Below are 16,157 nucleotides of genomic sequence, written 5' to 3'. Positions count from 1 at the left end.
GACTAAATACCGTTTTTATTCCTTACGTCTTCTGAGAATATCCATATATACTGCGAGAATGATAACTAAGCCGACAACGACCGTTTGCCATTCTTGTGGGATCGACATGATGCGGAGTCCGTTTGTTAGAACGCTCATGATTAACGCTCCAATTACTGTTCCAACAATCGTCCCTTTCCCACCACTAAGTGAAGTTCCGCCGATTACTACAGCTGCGATCGCTTCTAATTCATACCCTTGACCAAGTGCTGGTTGCGCCGAATTCAAGCGAGATGCCATAATAACACCGGCAATTCCTGTGAAAGCTCCTGCTAATGAATAAATGGATACTTTCCAAAAGTCGACGTTTACTCCTGAAAGTTTTGTCGCTTCTTCATTGCTTCCAATCGCGAAATTATAACGACCTAAAATCGTTTTCGAAAGAATGACTGCTCCGATTATTGCAGAGACGAAGAATATAAGAACCGCATTTGGAATGTTGACGCCTGGAATAATTGATCCAAGTGCGATTTTAGTGAATAGCTTGTGATCTGTGAAATAAATTGGAGCTGCTCCTGAAATAACAAGCGCTAACCCTTTTGCAACCATCATCATTGCGAGTGTTGCAATGAATGGCGGTATTTTCAGCTTCGTTATGGCGATTCCGCAAAGAAATCCACAAAACGCACCAGTTGCAATTCCTGCAAACACCCCAACAATGAGCGGAAGTCCTGCATTCACGATGACAACTCCGGTAATAACCGAAGATAGCGTCATTACTGTACCTACAGATAAGTCGATTCCGCTTGTGATAATAACAAATGTAGCTCCTAGTGCTAAAATTCCGATTACTGCTGTGGATAATAAAATACCAATTATGTTGCTCCATTGCAGAAAGCTACTCGATGCAAAGGAGAAAAATATAACTAAGGCGATTAAGCTTCCGAAAGCGAGTGTTTGTTGAATTGCTCCGGGTGGTATAACCTTTTTCTTCACTGGTTCTTTTTCGATTACTGATTCGATGTTCACTTACTTCACCCCTATTGTTAGTGGAGTTGCGTTGCATACTCCATTATTTTTTCTTGCGTTGCATCCTCGGATGAAAGTACTCCGGTAATTTTGCCTTCCGCCATGACAACAATTCGGTGACTCATTCGCAGTATTTCAGGTAATTCCGATGAGATCATAATGATTGATTTTCCGCTCGCTGCAAGTTCGTCGAGCAGTTTGTAAATTTCTCCTTTGGCTCCTACGTCAATTCCTCTCGTTGGTTCGTCGAATATGAGGATGTCGCAATCTCTTTGTAGCCATTTAGCGATAACTACTTTTTGCTGGTTTCCTCCAGAGAGGAATCTAATTTCTTGGTCAACGGATGGTGTTTTGATTTTGAGCTGGTCGACGTATTGTTCGGCCATTTTTTTTATTTTGGAATCGCTTACAAACATTGTTTTTGATTGATAATCTTTAATTGTTGCAAGTGCAATATTCGATTTTACATCCATGTTAACAAGTAGCCCAAATTGTTTTCGGTCTTCTGATAAATAACCGATTCCTTGTTTTACTGCTTCTGCTGGAGATTTTATATTTACTTTATTGCCATGGAGATGGATCGTTCCGGTTGTTACTGGATCTGCTCCAAATAGTACTCTAGCAACTTCTGTGCGTCCTGCTCCCATTAAGCCGGCAAATCCAAGTATTTCTCCTTTTTTTAATTCGAAAGAAACGTCTTTTAATAATGCTTTCGTGGAGATGTTTTTCATCTGAAGCACTGTTTCTTTTTCACCTTCTGCGATGTTCGGCTTCGATTCTATGTACACATGTCTGCCAACCATAAGCTGGATCACTTTGCTCATTTCTGTTTCAGCAGTTGTCAGTGTGTCAACGTATGTCCCGTCTCGCATAACGGTAATTCGGTCGGAAATTTTTTTGAGTTCATCCATCCTGTGGGAGATGTAGATGATTCCGACGCCTTTTTCTCTAAGGCTATTAATAATTTCAAAGAGTGCTTCGATTTCTATTTCGGTTAAGGCTGTTGTTGGTTCGTCCATGATGAGTATTTTGGAATTGAAGGAAAGTGCTTTTGCAATTTCAACCATTTGTTGCTTTGCTACAGTTAAGTTTTGCACTTTTGTCTTGGGGTCTAAGTCTAAGTTGAGTTTTTCGAAAAGTTCTTTTGCTTGGTTGTTTAGTTTTTTGTCGTCTACTAGAAGATTGAGTGCTCCTTTTGGCTCTCTTCCTATGAAAATATTTTCAGCAATGGAGAGGTCTTTCATCAAGTTGAGCTCTTGGTGAATAATTGAAATCCCAAGTTCCTGCGCATGTTTTGGTGATGTGACGTTAATTTCATTTCCTTGCAGCGTGATGGTTCCTTCATCCTTTTGATAAATGCCAGTTAATATTTTCATAAGTGTGGATTTTCCGGCTCCGTTTTCTCCTACTAGTGCAAGTACTTCTCCGTATTGTAGGTCTACTTGAACATTTGAAAGCGCTTTAACTCCTGGGAAAGACTTAGATATATGCTCCATTTTTAATAAAGGTTCCACTTTTCATCCCACCTTTTGTTGAGTTGCTTCTGTTTATATTTGTTTATCTGTGTTTTTGTTGATTATAAAACAAGTATTTTTAAAAATCAATAGAATATTTTATAATTTCTGAATACTTATTTTACATCTTGCTTACTATATGATGCGCAAATGTGATTCACTCCAGTTGCGCATACAAAATTGATATGTTTTTTTCTTCGAAATAGTTTAAATATGTTTTATTTGCATGATTATCTACAATAATTGTGTTGATTACATCTTCTTTTTCAATATACGCAAATGCTTTTTTCTCCAATTTTGTATGGTCTAATAGGAGAATTTTTTCATCCGCCATTTCAATCATTTTTCGTTTGATAATCGCTTGTTGTTCATTGGAATCACTAATCCCCCATTGTTTGTGTAGACCTTTGCAGGAGAAAAAGACTTTATTGACATGGTAACGTTCGAGTGCGTTTACAGTTAATGGCCCAACTAACGACAAAGAGGATGGAGACAAATTGCCACCAACAACAACCACTTGTATGTTCGAATGGCCCGCAAGCTCTACTCCTACACGGATAGAGTTCGTCAATACAGTCATTCTGTGATTCGGTATTAGGCGCGCAAGGTAGAGCGCTGTCGTACTTGCATCAAGAAAAATAATGTCATCCTCTTGTATAAGTTTGACGGCTTCTTTTGCGACCGCTAATTTTTCTTCCTTATTCATCACCTCTCGCTGGAAATACGGGATGTCCCCTTCTTCCTCCTCTGTGGAAATAGCACCTCCGTGCGTGCGAGCAAGCTTGCCTTCGGATTCGAGTTTTTCTAAGTCACGTCGGATTGTTTCCTCTGTAACTTTCAGGCTTTTACTTAGTTCGGAAACGCGTGCTGTTTTATTGGCATTCACGATGCTGATGATTTTTTTATGTCTTTCTGGAACTAGCATGTTGGATTTCCCCTTTCGTTAAGTGATAACACCTTTTTTTAGAATAATATTTGCGTAGAGTGCTTGTTCGCTTGTAGCAATGATTGCGTATGCTTGTTTCGCTTGATCGTAAAATTGAAATCGTTCGAGTTTAGTTGGTGTGAAATTGGTGTTTTCTGTTTTTGTCAGAATGGTTGTGTACTCGGACCAGATTGGCGGCGTGTCTACTTCTGGGCCATGCATCATGTAAAACACAGCTGACTCCGCATATGGATCAAGCGGCATTAAAGTTAATATCGCTTGGAGGATTTCTGGTATGTTTAGGCCATCGAGTCTGATTAAATTTTTAGCATGTGATGCAGCTGGAAAGTTTCCATCCGCAATTACAATTTCATCTCCATGCCCCATTTCCATTAAAATTTTTATAAAATCTGGTGATATGCACGTTGGAATGTTCTTAAGCATCTGTTTTCTCCTTTGTTTGTTTTTGTTTTTATATTATAATACCAAATAATCGGAAAATTGGAAGAATTATTTTTAGGGGTGATGTGGTGGGTTGGGTTTTGGGCTTTCGCGAGCGGCTTGGCGTTACTGGTGCCAGGCACCCGCAACAATTCTGTAATAAAAGCAAAAAAAGTGACTCCACTTAGAACTTTGGAGTCACTTTAACTATTAGTATAAACTTTTTATGAGTGTTTCTAGCATGACTGGCATTTCGACGAACGCGCTATCGACGTGAAGGCGCTCTGTTTTTTGATGTGCGTCTTTCCCGAATGGACCAACATTTAGTACAGGTCCTTTTAGCTGCGCCATATCTTCAAATGGAATGCTGTACGTGTCACCCCATACCGGCGTGTTGCTTTCAAAGGCAGACCATCCGTTTCCGTCATCCTCATAATTTACATAGCTTAAATCACAAATGCCATTAAAATAGTGGATTTGATCGATTTTGTTGTTAAACGTTTGTGCAGATTTTTTCATTAGCTCTACCAACTCTTTTACAAGTGGATGATCGGATGTGTTAACTGCTGGATAATATGGTGGTGCAAATAGGATTACCGTTGCAGGCGCTAGCTCTTGGCACTGAATCATCAGATTGTCTACGATGCGTAGTGATTTTTCTCGATCGTCCCAATCATCGTGCTGAAGCGCTTCCCGTTTCAAGCGTTCCACTTCTTCTGAGCCTAATTTTTTATTCGCATATGCAAGTAATTGTTCGTAGCGAAGAACTTTCACATTACCTACACCTTTTACTTGCTCGCGGTCGCAAATTAGTTGGTAGTCCTCGTTCAGAGCAGACATTGCTTCATTTGCCACTTGTTCGAATAAATCCATAACTTCTGAAGCCGTTCGTTTCAATAAAAACACATTATACAATGCAACCGCACGATAAGGAGTTTGCGTCGAATAGGACATCTTTAAATCTTTTTGCTGCAATGAAACCGGTAGTGGAGTGCTTTCTCCAAGATCCGTCTCACAAAATAAAGGATTCCATTCCATACGTTGCGTCAAATAAGATGCAATATAGTTCGCCGTCATTCCTTTCATCGGCTCTCCAACATGAGTCTCCTTCCCGTAAAACAAAGCTGCAGGCATGATTTTCCCAATAGTTCCAGAGTAAATATATTCATGAATATCCGTTGGGCTTTGAGAAAACGAAGGCTCACTATTTAAAAATAATTTATACGTCAATCCGAATTCTTCACGAATACGTACTAACTGCGTAACCGCTGCTCGCATACCAGCAGAGTTCACTTCTTCATCAGGAACTGTAGTCAAAATAAGATTGATTGGCCACTCTTCTACACTTGCTTTTTCTATCAACTGCATATGCAGAGCCAGTCCCATTTTCATATCCATTGTTCCACGGCCAAATAAATACTTGCCTGTTTCCAAATCAATTCGAGCCGACTCTGGTAAATCGGTTGGATTCTCCATAAGCTTCTTCGTTAATTCCTCTGGAAAATACGCGAGCGGTTCTAATACACCATACTCTTCCGTCTGAACCGTATCAAAATGGCTAATGAGCACAACCGTCTCCGTCGCCTCAGGATGTTTATATAAACCCGTGACAACATGTCTACCAAGACCAGCATCATGTAACTGCAAATGACTTGGATGCTCTTGAAAATACTTCAACTCTCTCAACTTATCAAGCGCTTTCGGAGCAAAAGTAGTTTCCCCTTCCGTCAACGTAATACTATTCCAACTAACAATCTCACAAAGCAACGCGCGAAGTTTCTCCGGTGTATCCCATAATAATTGATTCATCTCTATTATCTCCTTTATCTATCAATCCACTACTATATTAAATAGGTTGAATAGTGTCTAATTTGTGTGGGTGCCTGGCACCTTGATGTTCACCACATTTTCCACTGAACGGAAAACGTTTCCGAATATCGGAAAGTTTATATTTAAAATATAGATGCTTCATGATATGATGTCAATATATTAAGAAAACTTTTTATTTATCTATAAAAATAGGCGGTGTATTATATGCAATCTATCATCCGAGCCATGACCGTTGCAAAAGTATTAGCATCTCACTCAACGGAAAAGGGCGTTACCATATCAGATTTATCTAAGCAATGTGAGCTTCCACTTAGTACGATGCACAGACTCCTGCAAGCAATGATCAAACAAGGTCTAGTCGAACAAGACGAACGTTCTAAAACCTATCGACTTGGAATACGTTGGCTGGAATACGGACTGCAAGTGTATGAATCTATCGATTATGTCAGCAAAATTAGACCAGAATTAGAACGATTGTCCAAAGAAGTTGAGGAAAGCGTCTATTTAAACAAGCCACTTGGTAATGAAGCAATCATCGTAGAAAGAATCGACAGCGAAAAAAACCCGATTCGAATTTATGACCAGCTCGGTTTACGTATCCCAATGAACATCGGTGCAGCAAACAAGGCCATGCTAGCCGCGATGTCTACAGACAAATCATTCGCTATTTTACCTCAGTTGTTACCTGGTGATAAAATTGCCGAATTCCAAAAAACGCTGGAGGAAATTAGAAAACAAGGCTTTGCCATAAGCCATTCAGAAAGAACGGAAGGCACGTCATCAATTGCTGTATCTTTAAAAGACGGCTTTGGCCGAGTCATTGGTGCCATCAGCATAGGTGTCGTCAGCTTCAACCTCACAGAAGAACGTCTAGAATACCTAAGAACTAAAGTAATCGAAACCGGTAAAAGAATTTCTGCAAAATTAGCTTCCGGTAGCTAAAGAACCAAAGCGCAAGTGCCTATGTTAGAGGAATACAGTCTAAGTTCGCGACATCGTGGTGCTCCTGCGCAAAGCTCGTCGCAAAATAAAAGAACATTTCGCAACGACTGCATGACCTGCATCCTGCAGGCCTCCGACAGGCAAATGGGATGGGGTAGGTCTTCGAGCTTGCGCAGGAGCACATGTTTTTAACTGCGACGAGCTTAGCGCTGGAGTCTGGACGGAGAATCACTAGTAGAAAGTTATCCACATGACATAGATTTTATAATTTCCTAAAGCTTAAAAAAGAGGACAATCGTCTATTGAACGATCGCCCTCCTTGCTTATTTATATGTAACAAAAATGTTTCTGGTGCCTGGCACCTGTAATATTTTTGCAACAAATCTTCTAGTTGTTCTAGCTAAAATGCTTATTTCAGGTTAGCCCATTCATTTTCTAGCCATGTTTTGAAATTGTCGCCTTTTTCGCCTTCGTATGCATCATACACATCGATTCGCATTCTTTTCAATTTCGTTAAAAATTCCTCAAATGTATGACCAGCTGGTAAGCTTTTTTTCACTCGAACGAATACTTTATTTGCACCTTTGATAACTTCAAACTTTGTTTGTTTTGGTAATTGAACGTCTTCTCCAAATTCAAGGAGTATACGGTGTGCTGCTTCTTTAATTTTGTACACTGGATCGTTCGCTACTCTTACTTTTAAGATATCGATTACTTGGCTAGTATTATACTTGCCCAGTTCCTCGACAGCATCATAACGCGCTTTCCAATTTGCCGTGCGGTTTGCTGCTTTTTTTAGTTCCTCATAATTCTCTGGCAACTCATTTGATACGATCTTTTTACTCAATCTATCCAAACTCCTTTTATGTTCTTATATATTAATTATTTTCTCCATCCCATCATTATATACTACATCAAGCATAACTCCTATTTTTATATAAATAATCGACAGAAACCAAATAATTTCAACAATATTTTGAACTTTTCCACAATCTGTTGAAATTAATTTTCCCCGCATGATATACTCCAATAAAAAGGGGTGGGAGAATTTGGGAAGTATCAATCAAATGAAGAAGTACAAATATTACTTAACTTTTAAAGGTGGGCATGACTTAGTATTCGAAACCGACACCGACCTCCGTAAAGCAAAAAAAGACAAAATAAACGGTGGTACCTTTGTAGTTACAGAAAATCAGTACACGATTAACATTTCACAACTAAAAAGTATAAAAGTAAAAATACAAAAATAGCTATTCATCACCCTAGACCTCTCATACATATAAAACGCATGATACTCGATAAAATCGAATAACATGCGTTTTTTTAATCCATCCCTTCATATTACAAAAGTATTGCTGGTGCCAGACACCCGTAAAACTTCTGTAATATGAAGGTTAAAAAAAACCGCAAACTCCTTGATTTAAAGGATTGCGGTTTTTTGAACTAGTTATATTGATAGAATCCTCGGCCAGTTTTTCTGCCTAGATGTCCTGCTCGTACATGTTTTCGAAGTAAAGGAGGTACGCGATATTTTGAATCTCCTGTTTCCTCAAATAAAGTTTCTGCAACCGAAAGTAACGTATCAAGACCGATTAAATCAGCTAGCGCCAATGGTCCAATTGGTTGGTTTGTTCCAAGCATCATGCCCTTGTCGATATCTTCTGCAGATGCAATACCTTCTCCAAGTACAAACATAGCTTCATTTAACATTGGCACAAGAATACGATTCACAACAAACAAGGGTGCATCGACAATAGAAATACTTTCCTTACCTATCGACTGCACTAATCTAGCAATTATTTCGTAAGTCTCATTCGAAGTGTCTGAACCTCGAATAATTTCGACTAGTTTCATCACCGGAACAGGATTAAAGAAATGCATACCAATAACACGATCTGCTCGATGTGTGGCAGCTCCAATTTCCGTAATACTTAGACCAGACGTATTAGAAGCAATAATAGTCTTCTCTTCACAAATTGCATCCAGCTCAACAAACACTTTTTTCTTCCAATCGATATTTTCGACAATTGCTTCGACTATAACATCCATATCAACTAGGGCATTTTTCTCCGCCGTAAACGTAATCCGAGAAAGTACTTGGCCAATCTCATTAAAATCTCGATCTTCTTTCTTGTATAGTCTCCATAAATTAGCATCGATCATTTTAGCAGCCTTGCCAAGCATCTCTTTGTTTACATCACATAGGATAACTTCATATCCAGCTGAAGCCATCACTTGCGCAATGCCATTCCCCATTGTTCCAGCACCTAAAACACCAATTTTCATCAACGTAACCTCCCACAGACTATCAAACATAACGGATTACTTACTTCATTATTAAAAATAAAATTACTATGTACGCAAGCTAAAAAAACCTCAATTCTATAACATTTCTATATTAACCCATTACCCAAATGAACATATTTCCTTCAATTATCAGATTATTATTCACTAATAATTATACTAACAATAAGGAAAATGTAAATATCAAATTCACGCAAAAGTTTGATATTTTTCATCTATTACATTTATATATCAATTTCATTACGGGTGCCTGGCACCCGTAATAACAACCTAAGTTAACGGAGCCAAATAAAAAGGTATCTTTCAAAACTATTTATTAATAGCCTCGTAAGATACCTTTTAAAATTATCCTGTTGTTACCACCTACACACTTTCAATAATGACCGCAATCCCCTGGCCACCACCGATACACAAGCTAGCCACTCCGTATTGTAAGCCACGTCTTTTTAATTCATATGCTAATGAAAGGAGAATTCGCGTACCGCTCGCTCCAACGGGATGCCCTAACGCAATCGCACCACCGTTGACATTTGTCTTCTCCCGATCTAATCCAAGCTCTTTTTCAACTGCTAAATATTGAGAAGCAAATGCCTCATTGATTTCAATCAAATCCATATCCTCTAATCGTAGCTCTGCTCGTTCCAATGCTTGTCGAATAGCGGGTACTGGACCAATTCCCATAATAGAAGGATCGACCCCTGCCACACCCCACGAGATGATCTTCGCCATCGGAGTTAACCCATGCTCCGCTACCGATTTTTCACTAGCCACAATAACAGAGGCTGCTCCATCATTGATTCCGCTAGCATTTCCTGCTGTAACCGTCCCATTTTTCATAAATGATGGTTTCAGGGAAGCAAGTTTTTCCGACGTCATATCTCCTCTAATATGTTCGTCTGCTGAAACAGATACAAACCCTTTTCGAGTGGGAACTTCCACTGCAACAATCTCTTCTGCAAATACTCCAGTCTCTTGCGCTTTCGCTGCACGTTTCTGACTTAAAAGAGCAAACTCGTCCTGCTCTTCTCGTGATAGGTCATACTGCTCCGCTAATTTCTCCGCCGTCATTCCCATGCCGCTTCCGATATACTCATCATTCAACGTGCTTAACACCATGTCTTCATACACAACCGTTCCAAGCTTCGCACCACCAAATCGGGCATGAAAATTCGCATAAGGAGCCAATGACATATTATCGACTCCACCAGCTAAAACGATTTCTGCTTCGTTCAATAAAATCAGTTGCGCAGCAGATACTACAGCCTGTGCACCCGAACCGCATAAACGATTCAGATTATATGCAGGCACCTCCATCGGCACACCTGCTTTTAGCGCAATATGCCGCGATAAAAACGCCGCATTTGTACTAGAGTGAATAACATTTCCATAGATAACATGATCAACTTGATCTGCATCTACCTTAGAACGTTTCAAAGCTTCGACAGCTGTCGCTACTCCTAAATCATCCGCTTTCACATTGGCAAAGGAACCACCAAAGCTCGTGAAAGCTGTTCTTGCTCCGTCTACTAGAAAAACTGAATTCACATTATTTCCCCCTATCCTTCTCGCAGTGCATTTTTCAGTACTTTTGAACTTGCATTCCTAGGTAAGCTTTTGATAATTTCCGTAACAAACATCTCTCAAATACCCCTTAGATTAAATGATAGAGTTCAGTTCAGTGCTTAAAACATTTAATTGTCAGAAAAATCTTTCTCTCAAAACTATTATACTTCCATTTATATGAAAGTAAAACCTAGATTAATATGGACCAACAAATGGAAAGTTGGATAAAAAATAGGCTCAGTTAAACCGCGACACTCCTGCGCAAAGACAGGCTTTCAAGACTCCACAACGAGCTTGCGAGTGAAGAGGTTGGCATTCGTTCACAACAACATGATTGTTTAACAGTGCCAAAAAATAAAATAAATCCAATCTCTCTCAAGGAGGGATTGGATTTCTATTTCTTATGAATTAAAACAATTTCACGCTTTCCACCGCTTGTTGGACACTCCCAAACGTTTTAAATGAAGTAAAATCAATACCCGCTTTCACGATCATCATGGATAGATTTGGCCGAATCCCCGTCAGAATCACATGAATACCTAGCAGTTCCAGCACATTATTGATTGTAAAAATATGCTGGGCAACCTCCTCATCTATTGTCAATATTCCAGAGAAATCAATAATCAAGTGATCAATTTCTAGATTCGGAATCGTAGGCACGACGTTATCGAGCAGATGTTGAACACGCGAGTAATCAATAATCCCTATTAAAGGCAATACGGCAATCCCTTTTTGAATAGGAACGATTGGTGCAGACAATTTATTTATTTCTTTTTGTCGTTCATTCATTAAATCATCCCGATAGTCTTCGTAAGCTGAAAGAGTCTCAATCATACTGACATCCATCAAATAGCAGATCCGATTATTGATCGTCGCTACTTCTTTTGTCGACAACCCATGGTCGATAGAAATTTGAGTTATATATTCTAAATACATTAAACGATTTTTGGCATATGGTTTCATGAGTGTAGAAAACTGTCTGAAAACAGCTGCTTGCTGTTCTCCTGATTTTTTACTCCATTTGATTAACTCATCCGCTGCCTCTTCATTCGTATCATTAAAAGATTTTGCCAGTAGCACTAAAAATTCAACATTCATCTTTTTAGACTGTTCTAACATTTCATCCGTCACTTGATATTCGACATGCTCTAGTGCAATATTCGTCATTTCAGAAACAATTCTTGCTGCGTTATCAATCAAATACTGTCCGACTTTTGCTATACCAGTCATTCTCTCTACACTTCCCCTAGATAGATTCCACTGCTTTTCCTAAATCCTTACTTGTAATCTTCCAATGAGACGCATTCCAAACCACTGCCCCTTTGTTAATCAAAAAAGCTTGTGGTGACTCGTGCCGAACGCCTAAATCACGTTCAATCTCATTAGACACCGCACGATTTTGGATCACCTTGACTAAATACGTTTTCACGGGCGAATCAAACGAAGTAAACTCCCCATACGCACGTGCACTCACTGGACAAGTTGTACTATGCTTAAACAATAACACTGCCTGTTCCTTCGACTCCTCCAAGACAACCTTCCACTCCTCAACCGAAGTAATCTCCGTATACCTTGCCAACTAATTCATCCTTTCTAAATAACAATCTTCTCACTAGTTCTTTACCCCAATATTCCAAAACCTAACAACATAATCATTCAATTCCTTAAATCCATTTTACACTAAGCACTCTTTAATGTTTCATTTCTTCCCTTGTATATTCCTCTTCCTCTGATGTTTCAGAAGTGTTACTGGTGCCAGGCACCAGTAACACTTCTGTAACGTTTATTCCTCAATCTTCTCATATCCATTTTTAAAGACAAATCTTTGAAGGCAGTTGACCTAAAAAAATGTGTTTGTAAGAACTAATACCACCACCTGCTACACATCTTTCTACTATGTTGTTTATATAGCTTATTTTTGGGCAATAAAAAAGTATAGGCTTTATTGTCTCGAAAGGAGAAATAGAACACCAACTTCAACTTAGAAATTGAATACGAAGATGGAGAAAAGATAACATATTCTAACAGCACAAAATAAAAAAAGCCAAGTCGGATATTCTACTCCAACTTGGCTTTTCACCTTTTTTTCGGTCCTTAAAGCATAGCCCCACTTACCTTTAAACTGCATTATTCATAACCTGCAAGTAGCTAATTAAACAACTGCTTCCATGTATTTATGAAACACCTTTTTTTCAAACAACTGTATATATTCTAATGTTTCATCTGGTGTAAAGAAAAACACAAAATCATGCTGCTCTCCTTCTACTTCTCGATCATAATCTAGCACACAAATATTTTTAACACCTTTTGATTTCAAATTTCGAATCAAAATTCTTGTATGTATATCAAAGCCCAAAATTACATGAACGGGCATTTTAATCAGTTCCATCCTGTTTCCTCCAAATACTCACAATCTCTTAACTTTAAATTATTCACCTCTCATTAGCAATAGGAAGTAAATAGCAAGCAAATTATCTGGTTTTGATTTTTATTTAGACCGTTCAGATTCAGTTTATTACAGGAGTGTTACTGGTGCCTGGCACCAGTAACACTCCTGCAATACCACGCAACCTTAAACTTTTGTAACAAAAAATCCCCACAAGTCAAAATGACTCATGGGGTTTCAGATCCACTACCTATACTTTTTCTCATCGTTTTCTATCTTTGCACAAAGTAAACCGAATGCTGTTCCTAACAGTGCACCCGCTGCGACTTCTACTGGTTGATGTCCGAGAAGTTCTTTTAGCTCCACTTCTCTCTGGACATACTCAAAACTTGGGAAGTTTCCTGACAAAGCCGCCACATTATCTTCTAAATCGTTGACCAACTGCGCGATTTCGCCTGTATGTCTTCTAATCCCTTGCGCATCGTACATGACGATTACGCCAAACACTACGGCAAGTGCTGTTTCCGTGTGCCGTGTCCCTTTATTTGCAGCGACATAAGATGCCAAGGCTGAAACCCCTGCAGAGTGGGAGCTTGGCATCCCTCCCGTTGTAAACGCTTGTTTCATATCCCATTTTCCAGTTAGTTTTTTATGCGTCAGTATCTTTAATCCCTGTGCTATGCCAATTGCGGATAACGCAGTTACGATTCCTCTATTCATTTTTTTCATAAGCAGCCTCCAGCACTCTTCATGATGGTATGTATTTTCTTCTATAAGATTCCCTTTTTAGGAAGAAATAATCGAAAAAAATTTAACTTTTTTTATTCAATAAAACCGGTGAGAAAACATAATCTCCTCTTTCTATTGGCTCTCCAACCACCACAGGAACCCTACTAGAAAAAATCGGTCCATCGACGACAACCGTATGAAACTCTCCATTTTCGCCACACGAATCAATCCCGACTGCCTCCAGTTCTTCGACAATCTCTTTCGTAAACTGCTTCCCAACATATTTCGCCGGCATCATGGATGTATTTACCACAACAATCCATGCTTCAAAACCAGCGTCCAACAGCTCTTCCACAATGAATCTTCGAGGCTCCTGCCACAATGGATGAACAGCAACAATGTCCGACTTTGCACAAGTATTCTGCACCCATTCCAAATGTTCTTCTATATCAATATCCCCAAAGACACCATGCGTAATTCCTTCATCCCGAAACTCATCCATTGCATCCATAAATTGATTTTCATAAGAATTCCAACTTGTCTCTTTGATGAATAAAGGTACCCCAAGCCGCTCCGCTTGCGCTTGAACAACTTCGAGAGGAAGCGCATGTGATTTGGAAATATCCCCATCCTCTTCAAACATCGTCAAAATCTTTTTCGGGATCATCCCTAATTTCAAAGCACGATAATACGCCATCGCAGAATCTTTGCCACCACTCCATGAAGAAACAAAAATAGTGTTTTTCATACTTCATCTCACTTCCTTTTTATGATTTTGGATCCAATCAAACCTATTAATAACACTTCCATGTTGAATAAATATGTAAAGTATTACGTATAATTTAACACAAAATTCAACATAATAGCACAATCACCTAGTTAATTGTCACTTACAGAGAGGAGTTCAATTATGTGGATATAAAGCTACATCTCCCCACCCGGAGCAAATCATTCAACATTACATTCCTTCTATTGACACTTGCTATTTTCGATAGCATTGTTACTGATTTTGGTATAAGTAACAACTACATCTCAGAAGCAAATCCCTTGATGCGAATCATATATGAAACCAGTGTACCTGGATTTTACGCCATTAAAATAATCCTTCCCCTATTATTTATGTATTTAATCTCGAAATTTGAGCCTAAAAGGTACTTGCAATTATTAATTGCTGCTGCTCTTTTCTTATACGCATTCGTTCTATTTCAACACATTTATTGGTTATACTTAATCTTTGTAGCAACCTAAAAAATCCAGCAACCACTTAGCTGCTGGATTCATTTTATTGCTTTTTAACTGCACTTTTTTCTTCTTTTTCCCATTTTTTCAATAAAGGATAAGGATCGTAAGCCCATTCTGTCCGCCCATTATATTTATACATACCGTAGTGAAGATGAGGTGGAAACTTACCAGAAGTCCCTTTCTTCCCATATCCCGAACTACCAACATAACCAATGACTGTACCAGGTTCCAGAATGTCCCCTTCTTCTAATCCTTTCGTAAAACTTGATAAATGGGCATAATAATGATACGTATTATTTACATCTCGAATGCCAATTCGCCAGCCCCCATAATCATTCCAACCCATCGTTTCTACCACACCATATGTAGCAGACCTCACAGGAACTCCACTATAGGAAAACAAATCAGTACCTTCGTGCATTCGACGTCCGCCCCAGCCTCTTCTATCTCCCCAAGTACTGCGATAACTATAATCGTGTCGAATAGAAAGAGGAAAAGCACGCTTATCCAAATTCAACATTTCAAAATGCTTGTAAATTTTAGCATTGGTCATAATCTGATTAACGGTCATATCTCGCACATAATACTCTTTAAGAGCCTTTTTAAAATCTCTTTCGGAATGAACACGAGCACTTAAATATTGAGTCAATGTCAACATGACATCATCGTCATTTTCTCGATCGGCCAATTCATCATTATTACCATCAACTCCATTACCAGCAAAGAAAACAATCGAAGTTAAATCCGTATCCTTTTTCAGCGGATTCAGTACTCCTGTCCAAAAGTCCTCGGAAAACTGAATAGCAACTACACCTTCGCTTTTAGGTATATCTTTCCGGACTTCTTGAATATTCCGTTCATATTGATCTACCGCAGCCAGATAATACCAAGGTAAGGTATCCGTAGAATACTTTATATAATAATCCATCCGATTTTCTAAAATTTCTTCTCTCGACGGCACTTTTTCTTCTGCTAAAACAGTGGAAGCAAAGAGAAAAAATAGGACACTTATGGAAAAGGTGATTTTAAACCAGTGAATCAAACAAAATACCTCCTTTTTTAATACTTCAAATAGGATTCCCAGTTCAGCTTGTTTCATGAATAAATAAAGTTTAGATTTTTTATACAATAAATGGCTTACCGCAACCAAATCAAAAACGACTGAAAATAAACTGTCGACCCAAGCTAAATCATTGCATGAATCAGATTTCATTTACAATAAATGGCTTATCGCAACCAAATCACTGTAACCGAGACCAAATCGCTTCTAAGC

General features: G+C 38.8%; 18 protein-coding genes. 3 read left to right on the top strand and 15 right to left on the bottom strand.

The annotated features are described in order from the left end of the window. Positions 1–15: 15 nt before the first annotated feature. The 5 genes from MHH81_RS03935 to MHH81_RS03915 form a co-directional block, all read right to left on the bottom strand. The gene (locus MHH81_RS03935; RefSeq protein ID WP_340918115.1) at positions 16–1,008 is read right to left on the bottom strand and encodes an ABC transporter permease; all 993 of its coding nucleotides are present in this window, start codon (positions 1,006–1,008) and stop codon (positions 16–18) included. A gap of 17 nt (positions 1,009–1,025) precedes the next feature. Then, positions 1,026–2,504 (bottom strand): sugar ABC transporter ATP-binding protein, encoded by a 1,479-nt coding sequence (locus MHH81_RS03930; RefSeq protein ID WP_340925107.1) that lies wholly within the window; start codon positions 2,502–2,504, stop codon positions 1,026–1,028. A 175-nt stretch (positions 2,505–2,679) separates the two neighbouring features. Further along, positions 2,680–3,447, bottom strand: coding sequence for a DeoR/GlpR family DNA-binding transcription regulator (locus tag MHH81_RS03925; protein ID WP_340918112.1), 768 nt, complete (start codon positions 3,445–3,447; stop codon positions 2,680–2,682). A gap of 18 nt (positions 3,448–3,465) precedes the next feature. Then, entirely contained in the window at positions 3,466–3,891 is a 426-nt protein-coding gene (locus MHH81_RS03920) for an RbsD/FucU family protein (protein ID WP_340918109.1), read from the bottom strand. Between the two features lie 207 nt (positions 3,892–4,098). Next, positions 4,099–5,697, bottom strand: a complete 1,599-nt coding sequence (locus tag MHH81_RS03915) for a M20/M25/M40 family metallo-hydrolase (RefSeq protein WP_340918107.1) — start codon at positions 5,695–5,697, stop codon at positions 4,099–4,101. 225 nt (positions 5,698–5,922) lie between these two features. Between MHH81_RS03915 and MHH81_RS03910 the strand changes: the two genes are divergently transcribed. Continuing rightward, positions 5,923–6,660 carry an IclR family transcriptional regulator gene (locus MHH81_RS03910; RefSeq protein ID WP_340918105.1) on the top strand — a complete coding sequence of 246 codons (738 nt, stop codon included), beginning with the start codon at positions 5,923–5,925 and terminating at the stop codon, positions 6,658–6,660. A 409-nt stretch (positions 6,661–7,069) separates the two neighbouring features. Here the strand turns inward: MHH81_RS03910 and MHH81_RS03905 are convergent, their stop codons facing one another. After that, positions 7,070–7,507 (bottom strand): HEAT repeat domain-containing protein, encoded by a 438-nt coding sequence (locus tag MHH81_RS03905; RefSeq protein ID WP_340918103.1) that lies wholly within the window; start codon positions 7,505–7,507, stop codon positions 7,070–7,072. Between the two features lie 24 nt (positions 7,508–7,531). After that, a complete protein-coding gene (locus MHH81_RS03900) occupies positions 7,532–7,678 on the bottom strand; it encodes a hypothetical protein (protein WP_340918100.1) in 147 nt (48 codons plus the stop codon). A 49-nt stretch (positions 7,679–7,727) separates the two neighbouring features. Between MHH81_RS03900 and MHH81_RS03895 the strand changes: the two genes are divergently transcribed. Then, the gene (locus MHH81_RS03895) at positions 7,728–7,910 is read left to right on the top strand and encodes a hypothetical protein (RefSeq protein ID WP_340918098.1); all 183 of its coding nucleotides are present in this window, start codon (positions 7,728–7,730) and stop codon (positions 7,908–7,910) included. Positions 7,911–8,103: 193 nt separating this feature from the next. Here MHH81_RS03895 and MHH81_RS03890 read toward each other — a convergent pair whose 3' ends face one another. From MHH81_RS03890 to MHH81_RS03860, 7 genes are all read right to left on the bottom strand, one after another. Further along, a complete protein-coding gene (locus MHH81_RS03890) occupies positions 8,104–8,976 on the bottom strand; it encodes a 3-hydroxyacyl-CoA dehydrogenase NAD-binding domain-containing protein (RefSeq protein ID WP_340918095.1) in 873 nt (290 codons plus the stop codon). Positions 8,977–9,327: 351 nt separating this feature from the next. Then, positions 9,328–10,509 (bottom strand): acetyl-CoA C-acetyltransferase, encoded by a 1,182-nt coding sequence (locus MHH81_RS03885; RefSeq protein ID WP_340918093.1) that lies wholly within the window; start codon positions 10,507–10,509, stop codon positions 9,328–9,330. Positions 10,510–10,935: 426 nt separating this feature from the next. Then, positions 10,936–11,757: an STAS domain-containing protein gene (locus MHH81_RS03880; protein ID WP_340918091.1), complete on the bottom strand. Its 822-nt coding sequence runs from the start codon at positions 11,755–11,757 to the stop codon at positions 10,936–10,938. A gap of 16 nt (positions 11,758–11,773) precedes the next feature. Beyond that, positions 11,774–12,106 (bottom strand): bacillithiol system redox-active protein YtxJ, encoded by a 333-nt coding sequence (gene ytxJ / locus MHH81_RS03875; protein ID WP_340918089.1) that lies wholly within the window; start codon positions 12,104–12,106, stop codon positions 11,774–11,776. A gap of 573 nt (positions 12,107–12,679) precedes the next feature. Next, positions 12,680–12,916, bottom strand: a complete 237-nt coding sequence (locus MHH81_RS03870; RefSeq protein ID WP_340918086.1) for a hypothetical protein — start codon at positions 12,914–12,916, stop codon at positions 12,680–12,682. 243 nt (positions 12,917–13,159) lie between these two features. Beyond that, the gene (locus MHH81_RS03865; protein WP_340918084.1) at positions 13,160–13,642 is read right to left on the bottom strand and encodes a divergent PAP2 family protein; all 483 of its coding nucleotides are present in this window, start codon (positions 13,640–13,642) and stop codon (positions 13,160–13,162) included. Between the two features lie 82 nt (positions 13,643–13,724). Further along, positions 13,725–14,390, bottom strand: coding sequence for a Dph6-related ATP pyrophosphatase (locus MHH81_RS03860; RefSeq protein ID WP_340918082.1), 666 nt, complete (start codon positions 14,388–14,390; stop codon positions 13,725–13,727). A gap of 164 nt (positions 14,391–14,554) precedes the next feature. Here MHH81_RS03860 and MHH81_RS21275 point away from each other — a divergent pair, with 164 nt between their 5' ends. Further along, complete coding sequence (locus MHH81_RS21275) at positions 14,555–14,890, top strand: DUF5658 family protein (protein ID WP_445678067.1); 336 nt, start codon at positions 14,555–14,557, stop codon at positions 14,888–14,890. Between the two features lie 34 nt (positions 14,891–14,924). Here MHH81_RS21275 and MHH81_RS03855 read toward each other — a convergent pair whose 3' ends face one another. Further along, complete coding sequence (locus tag MHH81_RS03855; protein ID WP_340918079.1) at positions 14,925–15,926, bottom strand: M23 family metallopeptidase; 1,002 nt, start codon at positions 15,924–15,926, stop codon at positions 14,925–14,927. Between the last annotated feature and the right edge of the window lie 231 nt (positions 15,927–16,157).

The sequence above is a fragment of the Psychrobacillus sp. FSL H8-0484 genome, assembly GCF_038005325.1.
Lineage (GTDB): Bacteria > Bacillota > Bacilli > Bacillales_A > Planococcaceae > Psychrobacillus.
This window is presented reverse-complemented; position numbering and strand designations above follow the sequence as displayed.